We start from the raw sequence: 19,672 nt of genomic DNA, 5'->3' as shown, positions 1-19,672 counted from the left end.
GGATTTGCGATTCTACGGGGCATTGCAAAGATTTGATGATTGAAGCCCCTTTTCCGCACCGTCCATAACCCAGCCTTCTCGTTATCCGCTTTATGCTAACTGCCAACATCCTGAATCTTTTCGACAAGTCGATCATCTATGGAACCATCCATTTCGATCACGGGCGCATCGCCCAGATCGATCGCCTTGGCTCTGAGCGCCCCGGCGAACCCTATATATTGCCCGGTTTCGTCGATGCGCACGTGCATGTCGAGAGTTCATTGCTGACACCGGCACAGTTTGCGCGGCTGGCGGTGGTGCATGGCACGGTAGCTACCGTATCAGACCCGCACGAGATTGGCAACGTGCTGGGGGTTCCGGGCGTTGAATACATGCTGGCCGACGGCAAACGTACCCCGTTTAAGTTCTGCTTTGGGGCACCTTCCTGCGTACCGGCCACGCCCTTTGAAACGGCCGGCGCTACGATTACCGTCAAAGACGTGCGCTACCTGCTGGGCCTGCGCGACATCGGTTACCTGGCCGAGATGATGAATTTCCCCGGTGTGCTCAACGACGACCCCGACGTGTTGATGAAGATTGCGTATGCCAAGGCGTTCAGCAAGCCCGTCGACGGGCATGCCCCCGGCCTGCGCGGCAACGACGCCCAACGCTACATCGACGCGGGCATCGAGACCGACCACGAGTGTATGTCGTACGACGAGGGGTTGGACAAGGCCCGGCGTGGCATGAACATCCTGATTCGGGAGGGTAGCGCGGCCCGCAACTTCGACGCCCTGATTCCGCTGGTCGATGAATTTCCGCAACTGGTGATGTTCTGCTCCGACGACAAGCATCCCGACACACTTGCTCAGGGTCACATCAATCAACTGGTGGCGCGGGCGATCGGGGCGGGCTACAACCGCTGGAACGTGTTGCGGGCAGCCTGCATCAACCCCGTATTGCACTACCGCCTGCCCGTAGGCCTGCTGCGTGAAGGCGACCCGGCCGATTACATTGTTATCCGCGATCTGACTTCATTCGAGTTGCTCGAAACCGTAATCAACGGCGAAACGGTGGCGAAGGATGGTCAGTCACTCCTGCCCGACCTGCGCAGCGAACACGTCAACCAGTTTAATTGCTCGGAGAAAGAGCCCGCTGATTTCTGGCTACAGGCTCACCGGCCCTACGGCCTGCTACGGGTTATCGAGGCCATCGACGGGCAACTCATCACCAATGAGCTCCACCTGGAAGGCACCATTGAGCGGGGGGCCTGGGTAGCCGACCCAGACCGCGACCTGCTGAAGATTGCGGTCGTTAATCGCTACGCCGATGCGCCGGTATCGGTTGGTTTCATCAAAAATTTTGGTCTGAAACACGGCGCTATAGCCTCGTCGGTCGGGCATGATTCGCACAACATCACCGCCGTCGGTTGCGACGACGAAAGTCTGTGTCAGGCGGTGAATGCGGTTATCAAGGCGCGAGGCGGGCTATCGGCCGTGGGCGTCATTCAGCAGGACAGTTCTCCGCTCTACATCCGTAAGCTGTTACCCCTACCCGTGGCAGGCCTGATGACCGACGAGGATGGGTACGTGGTCGCTGAGCAGTATACTGAGCTGGACCGGTTTGTCAAAGAAGAACTGGGCAGCACCCTGGCCGCTCCTTTCATGACACTGAGCTTTATGGCACTTCTGGTTATACCTGCGCTCAAGCTGAGTGACAAAGGATTATTCGACGGACGCACTTTTCAGTTTGTGAAAATCGAAGGCGCTCACTGAGTTGTCATTCAGGCACATATCCTATACGATCTTACCAAAATCATGCTGTTTTTTAACGATTCACCATTTTTTTGCATTTTGCCAGTATAATTCATAAAATCTTATAGTAAGTTTACCAGAGACCTCTCTCCAAAACCAACTCACAAGCAACCATGGCTCGTCAGCGCAACACGCCTGGAATCGACGAAATCAAATTGTGGGACGAATTCCGGTCTGGTAACCAGCCGGCTTTTGCTCAACTTTATCAGGAATACGTCAGCGTCTTGTTTCATTACTGCAGTCACTTTTCGCAAGACCGCGCCCTGATTAAAGATTGCATCCACGATCTGTTTGTCGAATTGTGGCGACACCGGCAAAATATCGGCCCCACTACGTCAGTGCGCTTCTACCTGATGGCGTCGATCAAGCGGAAACTGGTTCGGCACATCACCGCCGAGCAGAAGTTCTGCAACCCTGATGATCTGCGGCCCGGAGAAGGGTTTACCGACAGCGACCGCTCGCACGAGATGACGCTCATTCATCAGGAAGAGGACTCGTTCATGAATGACTGCCTGAGCCGCGCCCTCGACCGCCTGCCCCGTCGGCAACGCGAGGCGATTTACCTCAAGTTTTACCAGAATATGGGCAACGACGAAATTTCGAAGCTCATGGAGATCAATATTCAATCGGTCTATAACCTCATTTTTGGTGCATTGGGCAATTTGAAAAAATACGTGTCGACAGAGCGTATGCCCATGTAGTGCTCCATCGCTCAATGCCAGCTCATTGAGTTGTTCTTTCCCTGTCTATTCCTAAGCCTTGTAAGCGGGCCGCTGGTTAGTTAACCAGCGGCCCCTTTTATTTTATGAGTCTCGGGGCGTAGTTTGTCGATGTGCTGCTTGGCAGCCCTACAACAACACATGAACCTGATGAACAGCGACACCATTCCCCTCCCCGAACGAGTCAGGCCGCGCGTCTTGGACGACGTAATCGGTCAGCAAAAACTGATAGGGCCAGGTGGCGCCTTGCGCCGGGCCGTCGAAGCCGGACGACTCCCTTCCATGATCCTGTGGGGACCGCCGGGCGTGGGCAAAACCACCCTTGCCCTGCTGCTGGCCGAGGCCGTCAAGCGCCCGTTTGTGGCACTTAGTGCCATCAACGCCGGGGTGAAAGAAGTACGGGACGTATTGAGCCGACCGGCGGGGTTGTTTCCGCCCGTTGTGTTCATCGACGAGATCCACCGCTTCAACAAAAGTCAGCAGGATGCGCTGTTAGGTGCCGTGGAGAAAGGGCAGATCACACTCATTGGCGCCACCACCGAAAACCCGTCGTTTGAAGTAAACAGCGCCCTGCTGTCGCGTTGCCAGGTGTACGTACTCGAAGTACTCGACCGCGACGAACTGATTCAGGTGGTCGAGCGGGCATTGGCCACCGATGTTGACCTTAAGAAACGGCAGGTACGTATTGCCGAGTATGACGCGCTACTTCGGCTGTCGGGTGGCGACGGGCGCAAGCTGCTCAACCTGCTGGAACTGGTGGTAACCAGCCATATTGGTAGCGACGAGCTGGTCATTACTGACGACTATGTAACGCGTGTCGCGCAGCAGAATATCGCTCGCTATGATAAGTCGGGCGAACAACACTACGACATTATTTCGGCCTTTATCAAATCCCTGCGTGGGTCAGACCCTAACGGCGCCCTGTATTGGATGGCGCGGATGCTTGTAGCGGGCGAAGACCCCGTCTTCATTGCCCGACGGATGCTTATCATGGCTTCTGAAGACATCGGTAATGCCAACCCCAACGCACTACTGATGGCTTCGCAGGCCATGCAGGCCATTCGGGTTATCGGCATGCCAGAGGGACGGATTATTCTGAGTCAGGTAGCCATCTATCTGGCTACGTCGCCTAAGAGCAATGCTAGTTACACGGCGATCAACGAGGCGATGGCTCTTGCCGAAAAAACGGCTCACCTCCCCGTGCCGCTGCATCTGCGCAACGCCCCAACGAAATTGATGAAGCAATTGGGCTATGGCCGTGAGTATCAATACGCCCACGACTATAATGGCAACTTCAGCCAACAAAATTACTTGCCCGACGAGTTACAGGGCCAACGGCTTTTTGAGCCAGGCCAGAACCCGCGCGAGCAGGAAATGCTGCGAACGCTACGCACACTGTGGAGTGACTGGTATAGCTATTAGCTAAACTATTTATTTACCATAAATATAATTCGCTGTCTTGTCGCAGAAACCAATGGTAATCAGCTTGCTGTCGCAGGTTTCGACGGACCCGAGGTTCACGAATGAATCGTTCAGGTCGATTCGGTGAACCTGCTACATCGCACTGCTACTATTTCCGGCATTAGGATTGATAATGAATTAGTGGAACTAGCCACTTAACTCAACGCCTTTGTCTGCCCCCAACGACTTCAAGTACCGTGTCATCTACGAGCAATTGTCGAGGTTTTCTGGTAACCTCAGCCGTACGACCTCATTCGACGAAATAAGGCAATGCCTGCAACGGCATGTTAAACACCTCTTTGGCTACCAACTCATCCGTTTCTGCTTTTACCAGCAGGACGCCTACATCGTTTTTTCGCTTACCCCAACCAACGTCGTCTGGCAACAAGGCGATTGCAGCCTACTTTACAGCCACGAACGGTTACTGAAGGGCAACAGCATTCCGGTGGTGATCAACGACGCTGCTCTGCTCGCACAGAGCGTGGAGTTGGTGCCCTTTCCGCCAACTGACGAACTCGTTCAACTGTGGAGCTGGAACCTGACATTTGCCCCCGACTCGGGCGTTATTGCCTGTGTTTTTTCTACGGAATCGCAGGCGTTTCAGGCGGCTGACGTAACCGTGCTGAAGATCACGCTGGAAAACCTGTATGCTAAACTCCAGTCGATTCGGCTTATCGATGAGTTGAATGCCAGCAAGAAGGCGGTCGACAACGCTTTGTTGGCCCTACAGGAGAAAAGCAACGTAATCTCGAAACTGGTCGCGACTCAGGAAGAAGTTATTCAGCAACGTACCCGGGCGCTGGAACTGAAAAACACGAAATTGCTACACCTGTCGCGGCAACACGCCCACACCATTCGCGAGCCACTTACCCGTATTCTGAGCCTAACGTACCTGATTGGGGTGCTTCCACCCGAAGAGGTCATTAACGATATTATCCCTGCACTGGTCGTTACGTCAACTGATTTGGACCAATCGCTTCAGCAGGTCGTCCAGCAGATAGACGGCGCCTTATTTTCCTCTGACGAATGGAATCAAAAGCTATGAGCCCCCTAACGATCATGCTGGTTGACGACAGTAGTATCTGCAACCTGATCATGCGCAAAGTGCTCAGCCACTTACCCATCACAACCGACATACGCGACTTTACTGACCCTGTGTACGCATTTTCGCAGCTATCGGCCCTGCACCCATCCCTGATTTTTCTGGACCTGAATATGCCAGAATTAGACGGTTGGGGCTTTCTGGAACGTATGCGCGAGACGGGGCAGCGCCAGCCGGTCATCATCCTGACGTCGTCGACCAGCACCATCGACCGATCACGCTGCGATGAGTTCAGCAACGTGCTGTTTTACCAGAATAAGCCGGTGACGGCCGCCTTCGTTGACGTACTGTCGCCACTTTTACAGGAATTTCAGGCAAAAGCCACCCCGCCAACTACCGGTGCGTCAGGCACCACGTACCCAGCGCAGAATAGCGGGGCCCCAATAATATAGGGTGAAGAAATACGTACCCAATCCGAGAAAACCGGTGGCCAGTAGCAGCACGAAGGCCGCTGACAGCTTGAGGGCAGGCGTGGCCTTTCTGGCACGCGCTCTACAGAACACCTCGACCACCAGCAGATTGGGAACGTAAAAGAAAAAGGCCATGATCTGGTCGAACGGACCGCTGAATGTGTTGGTGTGTCCAAGGCCATCGGTGAGCAGCAGCCAGAAACCGTAGTCCATCCGGTACAGCCATGAGCCAATTGTCAGTGCATACAGCCTCAGCGCCCAGAGCCTGTGCTTGCTCATCTGTCGCTTCACAGCGAAGCGATACGTCTGAACAGCGGCCAGCCCCATGAGCACGCCGTATAAGCCAAAGCCAAGGTCCATGACGAGGCCGCCAATCGTGCCTTTCAACCCAATAAACACCAGCCCGCCCACAGCAGCCAGCAAGCACGCGACAACATACAGGCGGCCAATCCAGCGATGCAGCGCCGGAAAGCGGCTCCTGGCTGCTTCAATCAATTGAATACTGCCCAGGATCAAAATAATGCCCCCGGCCGCAAAATGGAGCCCGATGCCAGCCGTGGCTGCGGCCGTATTTCGTTCATACAGGCCGGGCGGCACCTGATTCCATCGCACCATCTGGTTATCATATAGGGCCGCGGCATAAAACGCCAGGATATACAAACCGAACAGGCAGGCACTCCCCCAAACGGTTATCACCAGCAACACACTCGTCCAGCGCAGTGCCCTGTTACTTACCCTGTGTAGTGGTGATCCGTTGACCTTGGGTGGTAACAGCTCACCTATCGGCTCCGTCATATCGCGATCGACTGCCTATCGACCTGACGCGCAGGCAGTACCGCCGGCAAACATAACGCGCCGAAACGCCAAGGCGAAACCGGTTGACGTGTCGTTTACTGGACGGCAGAAAACGCCGATTGTTGCTCCTAAAAAGCGACCGACTTGAGCCGCAGCCCGGCGTCTTCGGGTAAGCCAAAGACCAGATTCATATTCTGTACAGCCTGCCCCGATGCCCCTTTCGTGAGGTTGTCGATTACACTACTGATCAGCAACTGTCCGTCGTGGTGTTCAAGCGCCAGCAGGCATTTATTGGTGTTGACCACCTGCTTCAGATCGACCGGGCCGTCGCTCACGTGCGTGAACGGGTGCTTTTCGTAGTAAGCCTGATAACGGTCACGAGCTTCAGCCAACGTACCTGCGAAAGGCGTATACACGTTGGCCATGATGCCGCGCGTGAAGTCGCCCCGGTACGGTACGAAATTGATCGCTTCTCCGAAACCGGGCTGTAGCTGCACCAGACTCTGCCGAATTTCGGCCAGGTGCTGATGCGTAAAGGCTTTGTAAATCGACAGGTTGTTGTTGCGCCAGGTAAACCCTGTGGTGGGCACCAGGGCCTGTCCGGCGCCCGTACTGCCCGTGACGGCGCTAACCTGCACGGCATCGAGCAACAGGCCCGCTTCGGCCAGCGGTAACAGCGCCAGCTGAATAGCCGTAGCAAAGCATCCAGGGTTGGCTACCCGGTCGGCCTGTTGGATGCGCTCCCGATTCAGTTCGGGCAAGCCATACACAAAGTCATTGGTCTCATCGCGGAAGTCGGTGCTGAGGTCAATGACCGTTACGTGTTCAGGTACGTCGTTTTCGGCCAGAAACTTCGCCGATTGGCCGTGTCCTGAACACAAAAACAGCACATCGAGCCCCTCCTGTTGGACCAACGGTTGTGTGTCGCCCCCGGCAAATGTCAGGTCAGTATCGCCCAGCAAATCGGTATGTGTGGCCCAAACCGGCTTACCCGCCTGACTTTGGCTGTGGGCAAAAGCCACCGACACAAACGGGTGGTTAATCAGAATACGAAGCAATTCGCCACCCGTGTAGCCCGCGCCGCCAATAATTCCTGCGTGAATGTTCATTCGCTGAAGAATGAATAATGTATAATGGACAATGCACAATGGGTTAAGTGAACCACACAAGCTGGCCCCTGGTCAACCCATTGTGCATTGTACACTATACATTATTCATTGTGTTTCACTCGTTCGTAAATCATGACCTGGTTCGAGGCTACTTTCGAGAAGCCCCGCACGTCGTCGCCGGTCCAGGCATTGTTCATCTCACCGTAAGAACCAAACTTGGCCGACATAAGGTCGTATGCCGACTCGATACCGAGCACGGTGAACCGATAGGGCGCCAGTTGCACGAATACCTTACCCGTTACGTGGCTCTGCGTGTCGGCCAGGAACGTCTCGATGTTGCGCATCACGGGATCCATAAATTGCCCTTCGTGTAGCATAGTACCATAGTAATTGCCCAGTTGCTCTTTCCAGGTCAGTTGGTTTTTGGTCAGTACGTGCTTCTCCAGTGTATGGTGCGCCTTGATGATGATCAACGGAGCCGGGGCCTCGAACCCAACGCGGCCTTTGATACCGATGATGGTATCACCCACGTGGATGTCACGACCAATACCATACGGGCCAGCCAGTTCGGTAAGGCGTTGGATAGCACCGACGGGATTCTTGAAGGTTTCGTCGTTGAGGCCCGTCAGTTCGCCGTGTGTAAACGTCAGTGTTACGGTTTCTTCACCCGATTTGGTCACCGGCGTTGGCCAGGCTGATTCGGGCAGGTATTGGTTCGACGTGAGTGTTTCTTTACCCCCTACCGACGTACCCCACAACCCTTTATTGATCGAATAGGCCGCTTTGTGCCATTCCTGATCAACGCCTTTGCTTTTGAGGTACTCGATTTCGGCCTCCCGCGACAACCGCAGATCCCGGATAGGGGTAATAATCTCGGCCTCGGGCACGATGATGCGGAACGCCATATCGAAACGTACCTGATCGTTGCCAGCCCCCGTGCTACCGTGTGCAATCGCGGAGGCGCCAATTTGCCGGGCGTATTCACCCACCGCAATGGCCTGGAAGATCCGCTCAGCCGATACGCTCAGTGGGTACGTATTGTTTTTCAACACATTCCCGAAGACCAGAAACTTCAGGCAATCCTGATAATAATCGTCGGTTTTCGACACGACCGCGTGCGAGGCAACCCCCAGCGAGTAGGCCCGGGCCTCGATGGCGGCCAGTTCGTCGGCCGAGAAGCCCCCCGTATCGACCAGCACCGAGTGGACTTCCATGCCCCTGTCTTCGGTCAGGTACTTTACACAAAAGGAGGTGTCGAGCCCTCCGCTAAATGCAAGAACAACTTTTTGTTTATCAGCCATTTCAGGTAGGAAGGTCATGTACCAGCGAATAACGGCCGCTGACAATGCCCAATTTGGCCGCAAATATCGGACTTGTTGGGGGAAAAACGCAGCTAAACTACAAACGGCTTAAGGCCCGTAGATTGCGTTCGACGATTTCGACCACCACCGCATCTGGCTTCTGGGCGTCGATCCGTTTCCAATCGAGCGTCGACTGCCGTACCAAACAGGATGTACGGAAGTGAGCAGGTAGAAAAAGCATCAGGCTCGGGCTAAACGAATCCCCAAAGACCAACAAACTAGGTAGACTGGCATCTGGGCCCACCCACTGCGTATCGGGGTACCCAAGGGCCGACTTGCTCATCCCCTTCTTTTCAACTGCTTTCAACGACTTTTTCGGCTCAATCCAATACAGATAAGGCTCCGGAATTTGCTTGCGTAACATCATCAATCCAGCCAAATCACCACCTTCGCCAGCCATCTTTTTATAGCGATACTCTTCTTTCAGAATTGGCGGCAGCGTCGGAAAATCGGAGCGCATACGCTTCATCAACGAGGCATACCCAATCAGCGCACCCAAATTGTTCCAGTGTGTGTCAGTCTGCTGGTAAACGGGCGCTATTGTCTTTGCATGCAACAGTGTATCCCGAAGATCAACATATGAAATTTCAGGATATTGCTTCATTACCATAGTCAACACATCATGCGGCGTCTCCGGTCGGTCAGAACCAGATGTATACAACTGATTTGGACGACGTATATCGGGCAATTTTTCAGGGTAAATACTATGAGAATCAGGCGCGATCAGTACATATAACTTGATACCCCGTTGGTTTAGACGTTTCTGAGTAGCTACCAGATGATCAGCTATCACGCGAGCGGAATCAAGCGATAATGGGTAAAGGCCGATATGTTGCTTCATTACGTTGCTAGATTGATCTCCAGCAAAAAGCCATCCATCTTTTCCTAATACAACCTGTTCGGGTATAGGAGATTGTTTTAACAGAAAATAATTTAAAAAACTGTGACAATATACCAGCAGATTTCGCCCTCCAAAATTGCCGACATAATATGAATTTATTTGCTTAACTATACTTTTTAGATAGTCAACTCCCTGACCTTTTGCCTGTATCATCTGCTTATTTTCCATGGTTTGTACAGTGGTCAACCCTAGAAAATACTCAACTGTCGGCAGCAGCAATAAGACAAAGAAAAAACCAACTAGACTTCGTGTATATAACTTTTTCATCTATACAATTAGTTAAAATCTAAAATAAATAAATGGATTATACGTGCTAGCTGCCAAGTAAATAAGTGTAATAATAAACAAACTAAAAAGGCCAAATATATAACTAATGCTACTCCAAAAAGCAGGCACTCGGCGCTGCCATTGATACGTCCACCAATGATAAAAGGGGGTAGCCAGCAAACAGCCGAGTAGTAACGTACCCAGTAAGGGCGGGGTTAGAAAATAAGAGGCGGGATAAGCAATCCAGGTACTATTGACCTCACTACTGCCAACCATTCGGCTCAGGTACGTAATAGCACTGCTCAAATCATCAGCCCGGAAAAACACCCAACCAATCAGCACAATCAGTAAGGTGTATAAATGTCTTATCAACTTGGGAGCCTGCTTGAGTCGATTGGCTAAACCCGCGCGTTCAATGAGCAGAAACAAGCCATGGAATAGCCCCCAGACGATAAAATTCCAACTTGCCCCGTGCCAAAGGCCTGTTACAAAAAAGACAATCAACAAGTTACGGTACGTCTGCATGGCCGTTCCCCGGCTCCCACCCAGTGGCACATAGAGGTAATCCCTGAACCAACTCGAGAGTGAAATGTGCCAGCGACGCCAGAAGTCCTGAATAGATTGAGCTGTGTAGGGATAATTAAAATTCTCTTTGAAGTCAAACCCGATCATTTTACCTAATCCGATCGCCATGTCGGAGTAGCCGGAAAAATCGAAATAGATCTGAAGCGAATAAGCTACGATACCAAGCCAGGCGGCTGGCGTTGAGATAACATCAATAGGCGCATCGAAAATAGTATCGGCGATCCTGGCAAAATTATTGGCTAGCAGCATCTTCTTTGATAGCCCAATAATAAAGCGCTCGATACCCAATGAAAAACTATAAAAAGTTGTCTGGCGACTTCTTATTTCGCCGGCAATATCAGCGTAGCGTACAATTGGTCCGGCAATCTGATGCGGAAACATAGCTACGTATGTACCATATTCAATAAAATTTCGATTAGCCTTAATACGCCCCCAATAAACGTCGAGTGTGTAAGAAATCCCCTGGAAAGTATAAAAGCTAATACCGATAGGTAAGGCTATCGATTCCATATGTTGCCAAGATTCTACTGGCATACCCCAATACTTGGCAATTTGGCTGGCGGTATAAATAGTAAAATTGGCATATTTGTAATAGAATAGCAGTGATAAGCTACCCAACAGGGATAGGTACAGACCCCCTCTTCGATAGTTATAAGCGATGAGCAAACCAGCTATATAATTTATAGCCGCTGATAAGAGTAAGATTAGTACCACTAACTCTTCCCCCCACGCGTAAAATAATAAACTAGCAATAAAAAGGAAGCTGTTTTGCCAGTCGAAATGTGTTCGAGTTTGTACGTTTCGATTAGCAGGCAAGGCGTGATAGACCAGTAGAAAGAATGGCAGAAACAAAAAAACGAAAGTTGGCGAACTAAATAACATGCCAGTAGATCAGTAAAGGGCGCCAAATGTAAGTTTTCCTTTTTATATCCCTCCTGACTATTATCATTATGCACTACAATTTCTCGATACAAGTCCGCATTATATTTACTTCATAGGATAACAGTAAACTATACGATTACAAATTCACCAAACGATTATGATCAAGTTTTTTTGCCATCTGTTGCTCGTTCTTAGTTTCCTAAGTTGTGGTTATACGGATGATTCTGTTACTAAGCCGCCAACTGGCTCTTCGGTAGCCCCCCCCAACGGCAATATACCTACGATTCCCTCCGTGGCAGATTGTAGCTGCCCTACAGATACCTCGACGGCCTCAGCATCGGCTACTGCTTTTGCGCGAACGCTCATCATTGGCAACAGCATCATGCTTCATCTGCCACAGCAAAACTTAGGTTGGCCATATTCGCATGGTATGGCCGCGTCTGCTCCTCAGGCTGACTTTGTGCATCTGTTAACTGCCAACTTACAGCGGCGGCTGCCGTCCGCCAGTGTTGCACTGGCCAACGGAGGCGATTTTGAACAAGGGTATTGGACCTACGACCTCAGTCAGTTAGATAATGCTTTCGTCAGCAAGCCAGATTTGGTCGTTGTTCGGATCTCAGAGAACATCAACGATAGTTTTGTCGAAGCCAAAAACTTCGAATTCCATTACAATCGTCTCCTCGATTATATAGTCGCGCATTCGGCTGTGAACGCAAAAATTGTCTGCTCGACAAGCTTCTGGAATAACCCGAAGAGCGATGCAGTCATTCGTAAAGTGGCCACGAAGCGTGGTTATGCAGTGGCCTGCCTTTGCGGGCTTGTTGGCAGGCCCGAATACATGGCTACTCAATTCAGCAATCCGGGAGTAGCCGTTCACCCTAATGATAAAGGGATGGCCGAAATTGCCCGCTTACTCTGGAAAAGCATTCAGTAATGTCTTTAACGGAAAAGCCCGCCCCTGTCTAACAGGGGCGGGCTTTCTTTTAGTCTAAGAATGGAATGTCGCTTTACGCGGTAACCGGCTGCGGCTGTGGCTGAATCATATCCATATCGGGTTTCGACTGATCGTCGAGGGTAACGCGGCCCCGCTCTTTCCGCACAATGCGTGAGTAAAGCGAAATCTCCTGATTGAACAGGAACAGGAAAAACAGCTTCACGAACGATGTGTGGTATTTGAGCGTCTCGTAATATTCAGGCGCGGCGTTTTTAATGGCCGGCAGCTTGTTCCAGGGCACTGACGGGAAATCGTGGTGCTCGTTGTGGAAGCCAACATTCAGGTTCACCGTGTTCAGCCGACCGTAGTAGCTATAGGTTTCCTGATTGGGGTCGAGGGTCAGGAAGTGCTCCTGCGCCCAGCGAGCACCCAGTGGGTGTAGCCCAACCGAGAAGAATAAACACAGCACCAGGAAAGCCACCGCTTTCCAGCCAAAAAACACAACGAGGAGCACGTCGAAGGTGATCTGCACGACGAAGTTGGCAATTACCCACTTATCGAATACCGCCAGTTCGCGCATACGGAGCGTACGGATACCCTGGAAAATAGGGTACAGCAGCAGCCAGATCGCTTTGCCAATCGAGTAGTTGTTGATCAGCTTCGCTTCGTACCAGTCGGGCAGGTCGGCGTCGAGTTCGTGTACCCCCTGGAAAGCGTGGTGCTTGATATGGAAATTCTTGAACGTGATCGCCGTAGGGAATATCGTGGGCAGGTTGGCGAAAATAGCCGTCCAGACGTTGGCCGAAGGCTTGCGGAATACTAGATTGTGAGCCGCTTCGTGGATGCAGACAAACAGGGTGTGAGCCGGGAAAGCACCAACAAACCAGGCCGCCGCGATAATCAGCCACCACGACTGATCGCGTAGCAGCCACGCCATACCCACCATCAGGATAACGCAGGCCACGGCGACCCAGAGCGTTGTCGGGTTCTTTTGCCCAATGAGCTTTTTCACCTCCGGGTGGGCTTTCATGATCTGCCGCGTGCGGATACGGTGGGGCTCCGCCGCAGTCGAATACGTAAAGTCGTTGACTTTTGTTGACATAATTCAGGTGTCGTGGCTACGAGCCGGTTAAGACCCGTTGTTGCTTACGGTTAGTTTGTACGATTGACAAAAATAACCACAAAGACGGGTTAACTTTTTGTCTAATTGATATTAATCATAAAAAAGACGCACCCGCCAGTGGTGGGTGCGTCTAACTCATTGGTTCGTAATCAACAATTCTAAAATTTATAGACTCGGTTCATCATCTTTTGTCTACTGTCTTCTGTTGGCTGGCGCAAACTGACTCGGCACGAATGACTAGAAGACAGTGAACAGTAAACGATGAGTGCTTACAGGGTAAAGGCGTAACCGACTGATACACCGACGCTGCGGTTACGGACGGGCAGGTTAACGAGCGGCACCTGCAACTGACGGGTGAAGCCGTACTCGTAACGACCTTCTACAAAAAACTTGCCACTACCCGTCTCGGCCGAAATCCCGAAGCCACCCACACCTGAGAAATCCCAGGGGTTCAGGGTATTGCCAAAATCGAGGTCGACGTCCATGTTTTTTGTGGTAAACAGCGCCGTGGCCCGGGTCCGGATGCGGCCATCGAACGTATAAGCCACCGCCGGGCCAGCAAAGAAGTAGGGCTGTACCGGCCCATCGACCAGATTCACCTTCAGCAACGCCGCCGTCTGAATCGACTGGGTCTGGTAAGCGACCCGCGCACCGATCGGTAGATTGATAAGCCCCAGATCGATATTGGTGCCTTCGCGCAGCACAAAGCCTTTTTGTACATAGTTCACTTCGGGCCGGAACGACACCATCCCGGTTCCGAGCGGAATGTCGAGGAAGATACCACCGGTGGGGCCGGGCGACAGTTCGGGTTGAACGGGCAAATTCTTGAGCAGCGACGGCTCTGAAACGGTGCCCCAGTTAACGCCTCCCCGAAAACCCACCTGAACCTGGGCAAAGGAAGCAGAGGCAACAAACAAAGAGGCAAGAGCAAGGGCGGAGGCAAACAAACGTTTCATACTTTCTTACTGAGGTTAATTTGGTGAACCCGAAGCTCGACCCAGCCGGGTCGATAGATAGGCAGTCAGTCGGGAAGTAGAAAGTCGGCTATAGGCGCGTTTCGTGATTGTTTGATGCTTGGATAGACCAGCCACGAGAAGGATTAACGTACCTGAGAAATTTTTTTGGGCGCGGCTTTCTCCTTTCTTTGCGGGTCCGAGTTTAGTCTTGGGGTGGCATTTATGGGCCATTGACGCGTGTTCAGCGCCGATGCCAGCCAACCCTTGACCTTTGACCAGGAATTATGCGCTACGTAAAACCGACCCGATACAGCTACTTGCCCAAGCCCCTCGACCGGCTCGATGTCATCGGTCTGTTTGAGTGCGACCCGTTTGGTAATTGGCTGCTCTTCAAGCGCATCGTCATCTCTATCGTCGGCTGGTTTACCTACTTCCGCTACACCACCGTCAACCGAATCACCATCGAAGGCACCGAGCATTTGGAGAATCTGCCCATCAACAATGTGCTGTTTCTGTCGAATCACCAGACCTACTTTGCCGACGTCATTGCGTTTTACCACATCTTCTGTGCGGTGAAATGGGGCTTTAAAGACACCATGCTCCCGCCGATGTATCTGTTTGCACCCCGGGCCCGGCAATACTACGTAGCGGCCAGCGAGACTATGCAGAAAGGTATTCTGGCAAAAGTCTTTGCGTTGGGTGGAGCGCTCACCGTGGAGCGGTCATGGCGGGCCGACGGGCGCGACGTAAAGCGCACGGTAGATACCTCGGCGGGCGACAAGGTCCGCACGGCCCTCGAACATGGCTGGGTCATCAGTTTTCCGCAAGGCACTACCAAGGCGTATGCCCCCGTCCGGAAAGGCACCGGCTACCTGATCAAAGAAAATGACCCGATCGTCATTCCGGTGGTGATCAATGGCTTTCGGCGGGCATTCGATAAGAAAGGCTTACGGTTTAAAAAGCGGAATACCCAACTCTCTGTCCGCTTCAAAGCGCCGCTGGCCGTTAGCCCCGACGAAACCGTCGACGAGATTGTCGAGAAAGTGCGTCGTGCGATCGAACAGGACATTCCCGAGCAGATGGACTGGGTTCAGGGACCGGACGGGCAGTAGCTCATACGCAGAACGACAGCTTCCGGCGCTCCCTTCCCCTCAGTTGATTATTTCCCCGAACAGGCACCCTCGGTATAACGTACCCCGGCGCAGCTGGCCATGCAGGCATTGCTGTAGGTACGTCCGTCGCACCCGCACACGGGCCGATATTCCTGCGTACAGACGCAGTTAGCCATAGCTTTCGGCTGGCAATCGGGCGTGACGGCTTTGGCGCACCCCAATACACTAATCAGGACAAAACAGGTAGCAAGCGTTTTCATGATGGATGGCGTCGGTTCGAAACTCGTTCCTATCCACAAGACCCGGCTACCCGCCAAACCGTTGGGTCAACTAGGTCTGTATAACGCCAACGTTGAACGGTTTTGTAATTGGCGCGTGGTTGGCCGCTTCGAGCGTGGTCGCGATGTGGCGGCGGGTATCCAACGGGTCAATAACGGCATCGACCCACAGGTGCGCGGCGGCGTAATAGGGCGATAGCTGGGCATTATATTGATCCGTAATCTTTTGCAGCAGCGCCTGTTCGTCTTCGGGGGTAATGGTTTCGCCTTTTGCCTTGAGCGAAGCCACCTGGATCTGTAGTAGCGTTTTAGCCGCCGACGCACCACTCATCACCGCCATCTGCGCCGTTGGCCAGGCCACCATCAGGCGCGGGTCGTAGGCCCGGCCACAAAGGGCGTAGTTGCCCGCGCCATACGAGTTACCCACGATGATCGTGATTTTAGGCACCACCGAATTGGCCATTGCATTGACGAGTTTCGCCCCGTCTTTGATGATGCCCCCCTGCTCGGCACGGCTACCAACCATGAAGCCCGTTACGTCCTGCATAAACACCAGCGGAATCTTCTTCTGGTTGCAGTTCATGATAAACCGCGCGGCCTTATCGGCAGCATCGCCGTAAATCACGCCTCCCATCTGCATTTCAACTGACGGACCGGGGGAGCCTGCTCCGCCAGAGCGGGGTTGCCTGGCCTTCACCACTTTCCGCTGATTGGCTACGATACCAACCGCCCAGCCGTCAATGCGCGCATAGCCGCAGATCAGCGATTGGCCGTAGTCGGGCTTGTAGGGGTCGAAGTCGGAGTTGTCGATAAGCCGGTCGATGATGGCCTGCATGTCGTAGGGCTTCACCCGGTCTTGCGGCAATAATGTATAGATTTCTGCTGGATCGAGGGCGGGGGGTGCGGGGGCTACCCGGCTGAAGCCCGCCGTTTCTGACGTACCTGTCTTATCCAGAATGCGCTTAATGGCATCGAGACAGCTTTGGTCGTCGGGGTATTTGTTGTCGATGACGCCCGAGATTTCGGTGTGCATGGCCGCGCCGCCCAGCGTTTCGGCGTCGACGTCTTCGCCGATGCTCGCCTTTACCAAGTAAGGTCCGGCCAAAAAAATCGATCCGGTTCCTTCCACAATCAGCGCCTCGTCGGACATGATCGGCAGATAGGCTCCACCCGCGACGCAACTGCCCATGATAGCGGCCACCTGCAATACGCCCATCGCCGACAGGTGCGCGTTGTTACGGAACATTCGGCCAAAATGGTCTTTGTCGGCGAAGACCTCGTTTTGCAAGGGTAGATACACCCCCGCACTATCGACCAGGTAAATGATGGGTAGCCGGTTTTCCATGGCCACTTCCTGCGCCCGCAGGTTCTTTTTGGCCGTAATGGGAAACCACGCCCCTGCTTTCACGGTGGCGTCGTTAGCCACGATCACGCACAATCGCCCCGATACGTACCCAAGGCCGGTAACAACCCCGCCCGATGGGCAACCGCCGTGCTCGGGATACATACCTTCGCCAACAAAGAGGCCGATTTCAAGAAAGTCGGTCTCGTCATCGATCAGGTACGTTATTCGTTCGCGGGCGGTGAGCTTTCCTTTTTTGTGCTGATCGTCAATTTTTTTCTGGCCACCACCCAGGTACGTTTGGGCCGAGCGGCGGGTAAGTTCGTCGAGAAGGGGTTGCATAAGGGTTTGTGAATGAAGTTGTAATAAAAGAAAAAATGCCGACGCGAAGCCCTCCGACAGGTTCAGGACGACCGCCCGACGTTGCTCTGTTTTGGTAAACAGCGACAAGTTTGTGGTCACCCTGAGCCGGTTGAAGGGCTTCGCGTCAGCATTCTATTTAACAGGTCACTACTTATTTCTGCGGTATCGAATCGACCTTGGTCGTCGTTGTCGTGGTCACGCGCACAGTACCCGGTTTGCTCGGGGCAGGCTTGTCTTTCTTACCGAAGACCGAAAATGACACGTTGATGTATTTCTTCGGATTCTCCCGAAAGTCGTTGAGCAGTTTATCGACCGAACCGGCCGTGCGACTCACATTCACGTAGAGCGAATCGTCGGTGGTGAGCTTACCCAGCGATCCCTGGCCTTTCTGGATGTTACCCAGCAGTTTTTGCAGGTTATCGATCGACTTGTTGGCGTTGTTGAGCGTCTGCCGGAGTTGCAGAGCGTTGAGCGAATCGGCAAATGAACTGGTTTTGGCCAGTACCGGTCCCAGTTCACGCGTAGTCTGATCGAGCGACCGCGACAGCTGATTCACATTGGCCAGCGCCGCTTTCAGGCCAGCTCGGTTTTCGTTCAGCGCCGAGTTGAGCGTTCCCGTTACGGCATTGGCCCCTTGCAGGGTTTGGTTCAGCACCACACCGGTTTGATCAAACTGAGCCACCACCATGTTGAGCCGCCGCGTCAGCGAGTCAACGTTGTTTAGAACCGGCAGCGTTTTTTCTTTGATCAGGCCCGAGATACCCTGCTCGTTGGCGGCGGTCAACATCTCGCCTTCAGGCAGCACCGGCGCACCGGGGTTCAGCTCCAGCCGAATAACCTTCCCCCCCAACAGGCCGCCATCAGCCAGCAAGGCTTTTGACCCCTGCGTGATCACTACGTTTTTGTTGACGTCGAGAGTTACTTTCAGCTTATTACCCTGATCAGGCAGTAGTTCGATAGCACCCACCCGACCAACGGTTAGCCCGTTGAGCAGCAGTGGGTTCGACGTGGTTAGCCCGTCTACGTTAGTGTAAATGACCGTGTATTGCCTGCTTTTCTTGAAGATATTGGTTCCCTTCAGAAAGTTGAACCCAAAAAATAGCATGGTGAGGGCCACTAAAGCCAGCAGACCCACCTTTGCTTCCTGCGATAGTTTCATGAACGATTGATACAATTCCCGGCTCAACAACTGACGGGCCGGTGCCTATTGGGGATAACTTAGGTTTATCAGTCAAGGTTCAACGGACACAGGCTCAGCATTGAATCGGCCAGCCTACACCGTTGACCAACGTTGCCTGAAGCCGTAGTTACTAGTTGGTCCCCTCCATATCGTGTTTGTACTGCTCAAACGCTTTGCAGATGGAGGCAGCAATGCGGTCCTGTCCGTCTTCAGAAGCCAGAAAATCTTCTTCGTCGACATTAGTCAGGTAGCCCGTTTCGACCAGCACGCTCGGCATGGTCGTGCGCCACAACACCAGAAAACCAGCCTGTTTTACGCCGTTGCTGCGGCGCTCGGCCATCCGGCGGAAGTTGCGCTCGATTTTCTCGGCAAAGCTGATGCTGCTGCCCATAAACGCATGCTGGTAGTTGGCCAGCATAATGTAGGCCAATGGCGAGTTGGGGTTGAAGCCTTTATAAGTCTCCTGATAATTGGCTTCTTTCAGGATAACCGCGTTTTCCCGTTTGGCGACGTCGAGGTTGCCTTCGGTTTTGTGTAACCCCATGGTGTAGGTTTCGGTGCCGTGTACAGCCTTCGACACCGGGCTGGCGTTGCAATGGATCGAAATGAACAGGTCGGCCCGGTTGCGGTTGGCAATGGCTGAGCGCTCGGCCAGTTCAATAAACCGGTCGGTGGTACGGGTGTAAATGACCCGTACGTCCGGCATTTCTTCCTTAATCTTCTCCCCTAACGCCAGCGCAATTTTCAGGTTGATCTTCTTTTCCTGCACCTGACGGCCGTGGGTGCCGGGGTCTTTACCACCATGACCGGCATCGAGCACGACCGTCCTGATCTGGTTGGCGCGCCCCGCCGGACGGGGCTGTTGAGGCACGGTATCCTGCCAGCGAGTAGGGCTCGGCAGGGTCGTCAGGGCAAGCAAAGGCCCCAATATCACCGAAAGTAGGACAATCCTAACAAACCGATTTGAGGCCAGTGGCACAGTCGGTTTAATACTATTTA

General features: G+C 53.1%; 18 protein-coding genes. 7 read left to right on the top strand and 11 right to left on the bottom strand.

What is annotated here, in order from left to right; all coding sequences use genetic code 11:
* The first annotated feature begins 92 nt into the window (after window positions 1–92).
* From ade to ACAW74_RS24845, 5 genes are all read left to right on the top strand, one after another.
* A complete protein-coding gene (gene ade / locus ACAW74_RS24865) occupies window positions 93–1,754 on the top strand; it encodes an adenine deaminase (RefSeq protein ID WP_370700967.1) in 1,662 nt (553 codons plus the stop codon).
* A 152-nt stretch (window positions 1,755–1,906) separates the two neighbouring features.
* Entirely contained in the window at window positions 1,907–2,494 is a 588-nt protein-coding gene (locus ACAW74_RS24860) for an RNA polymerase sigma factor (RefSeq protein ID WP_370700966.1), read from the top strand.
* Window positions 2,495–2,662: 168 nt separating this feature from the next.
* Window positions 2,663–3,934 (top strand): replication-associated recombination protein A, encoded by a 1,272-nt coding sequence (locus tag ACAW74_RS24855; protein ID WP_370701097.1) that lies wholly within the window; start codon window positions 2,663–2,665, stop codon window positions 3,932–3,934.
* Window positions 3,935–4,142: 208 nt separating this feature from the next.
* Window positions 4,143–5,018, top strand: a complete 876-nt coding sequence (locus ACAW74_RS24850; protein WP_370700965.1) for a hypothetical protein — start codon at window positions 4,143–4,145, stop codon at window positions 5,016–5,018.
* On the top strand, window positions 5,000–5,467 hold the full coding sequence (locus tag ACAW74_RS24845) for a response regulator (protein WP_370700964.1): 468 nt from the start codon (window positions 5,000–5,002) through the stop codon (window positions 5,465–5,467). The genes ACAW74_RS24850 and ACAW74_RS24845 overlap by 19 nt, the downstream gene beginning before the upstream one ends.
* Here ACAW74_RS24845 and ACAW74_RS24840 read toward each other — a convergent pair.
* The 5 genes from ACAW74_RS24840 to ACAW74_RS24820 form a co-directional block, all read right to left on the bottom strand.
* The gene (locus tag ACAW74_RS24840) at window positions 5,420–6,280 is read right to left on the bottom strand and encodes a DUF2306 domain-containing protein (RefSeq protein ID WP_370700963.1); all 861 of its coding nucleotides are present in this window, start codon (window positions 6,278–6,280) and stop codon (window positions 5,420–5,422) included. The genes ACAW74_RS24845 and ACAW74_RS24840 overlap by 48 nt on opposite strands.
* Window positions 6,281–6,408: 128 nt before the next feature.
* Complete coding sequence (argC, locus tag ACAW74_RS24835) at window positions 6,409–7,389, bottom strand: N-acetyl-gamma-glutamyl-phosphate reductase (RefSeq protein WP_370700962.1); 981 nt, start codon at window positions 7,387–7,389, stop codon at window positions 6,409–6,411.
* A gap of 101 nt (window positions 7,390–7,490) precedes the next feature.
* A complete protein-coding gene (gene argG / locus ACAW74_RS24830; protein ID WP_370700961.1) occupies window positions 7,491–8,690 on the bottom strand; it encodes an argininosuccinate synthase in 1,200 nt (399 codons plus the stop codon).
* A 97-nt stretch (window positions 8,691–8,787) separates the two neighbouring features.
* Window positions 8,788–9,918 (bottom strand): alginate O-acetyltransferase AlgX-related protein, encoded by a 1,131-nt coding sequence (locus ACAW74_RS24825; RefSeq protein ID WP_370700960.1) that lies wholly within the window; start codon window positions 9,916–9,918, stop codon window positions 8,788–8,790.
* A gap of 12 nt (window positions 9,919–9,930) precedes the next feature.
* Entirely contained in the window at window positions 9,931–11,355 is a 1,425-nt protein-coding gene (locus ACAW74_RS24820; protein WP_370700959.1) for an MBOAT family O-acyltransferase, read from the bottom strand.
* A gap of 187 nt (window positions 11,356–11,542) precedes the next feature.
* On the opposite strand from ACAW74_RS24820, the gene ACAW74_RS24815 reads away from it, so the two are divergent.
* A complete protein-coding gene (locus ACAW74_RS24815) occupies window positions 11,543–12,319 on the top strand; it encodes an SGNH/GDSL hydrolase family protein (RefSeq protein WP_370700958.1) in 777 nt (258 codons plus the stop codon).
* 73 nt (window positions 12,320–12,392) lie between these two features.
* Here ACAW74_RS24815 and ACAW74_RS24810 read toward each other — a convergent pair whose 3' ends face one another.
* Window positions 12,393–13,421 (bottom strand): fatty acid desaturase, encoded by a 1,029-nt coding sequence (locus tag ACAW74_RS24810; protein ID WP_370700957.1) that lies wholly within the window; start codon window positions 13,419–13,421, stop codon window positions 12,393–12,395.
* Window positions 13,422–13,711: 290 nt separating this feature from the next.
* The gene (locus tag ACAW74_RS24805; protein ID WP_370700956.1) at window positions 13,712–14,398 is read right to left on the bottom strand and encodes a porin family protein; all 687 of its coding nucleotides are present in this window, start codon (window positions 14,396–14,398) and stop codon (window positions 13,712–13,714) included.
* A 284-nt stretch (window positions 14,399–14,682) separates the two neighbouring features.
* Here ACAW74_RS24805 and ACAW74_RS24800 point away from each other — a divergent pair, with 284 nt between their 5' ends.
* The gene (locus ACAW74_RS24800) at window positions 14,683–15,510 is read left to right on the top strand and encodes a lysophospholipid acyltransferase family protein (protein ID WP_370700955.1); all 828 of its coding nucleotides are present in this window, start codon (window positions 14,683–14,685) and stop codon (window positions 15,508–15,510) included.
* 47 nt (window positions 15,511–15,557) lie between these two features.
* On the opposite strand, the gene ACAW74_RS24795 is transcribed toward ACAW74_RS24800, so the two are convergent.
* The 4 genes from ACAW74_RS24795 to ACAW74_RS24780 all read right to left on the bottom strand — a co-directional run bounded on the left by ACAW74_RS24795 (window position 15,558) and on the right by ACAW74_RS24780 (window position 19,592).
* Window positions 15,558–15,770 (bottom strand): Kazal-type serine protease inhibitor domain-containing protein, encoded by a 213-nt coding sequence (locus ACAW74_RS24795; protein ID WP_370700954.1) that lies wholly within the window; start codon window positions 15,768–15,770, stop codon window positions 15,558–15,560.
* A gap of 70 nt (window positions 15,771–15,840) precedes the next feature.
* Complete coding sequence (locus tag ACAW74_RS24790) at window positions 15,841–17,472, bottom strand: acyl-CoA carboxylase subunit beta (protein WP_370700952.1); 1,632 nt, start codon at window positions 17,470–17,472, stop codon at window positions 15,841–15,843.
* Between the two features lie 172 nt (window positions 17,473–17,644).
* On the bottom strand, window positions 17,645–18,652 hold the full coding sequence (locus ACAW74_RS24785) for an MlaD family protein (protein ID WP_370700951.1): 1,008 nt from the start codon (window positions 18,650–18,652) through the stop codon (window positions 17,645–17,647).
* Window positions 18,653–18,803: 151 nt separating this feature from the next.
* The gene (locus tag ACAW74_RS24780) at window positions 18,804–19,592 is read right to left on the bottom strand and encodes an N-acetylmuramoyl-L-alanine amidase family protein (protein ID WP_370700950.1); all 789 of its coding nucleotides are present in this window, start codon (window positions 19,590–19,592) and stop codon (window positions 18,804–18,806) included.
* Window positions 19,593–19,672: the final 80 nt, after the last annotated feature.

The organism is Fibrella musci, from assembly GCF_041321105.1.
Taxonomy (GTDB): domain Bacteria; phylum Bacteroidota; class Bacteroidia; order Cytophagales; family Spirosomataceae; genus Fibrella; species Fibrella musci.
Note: the sequence above shows the minus strand (reverse complement) of the source record. Positions and strands in the feature narration are given on the sequence as shown.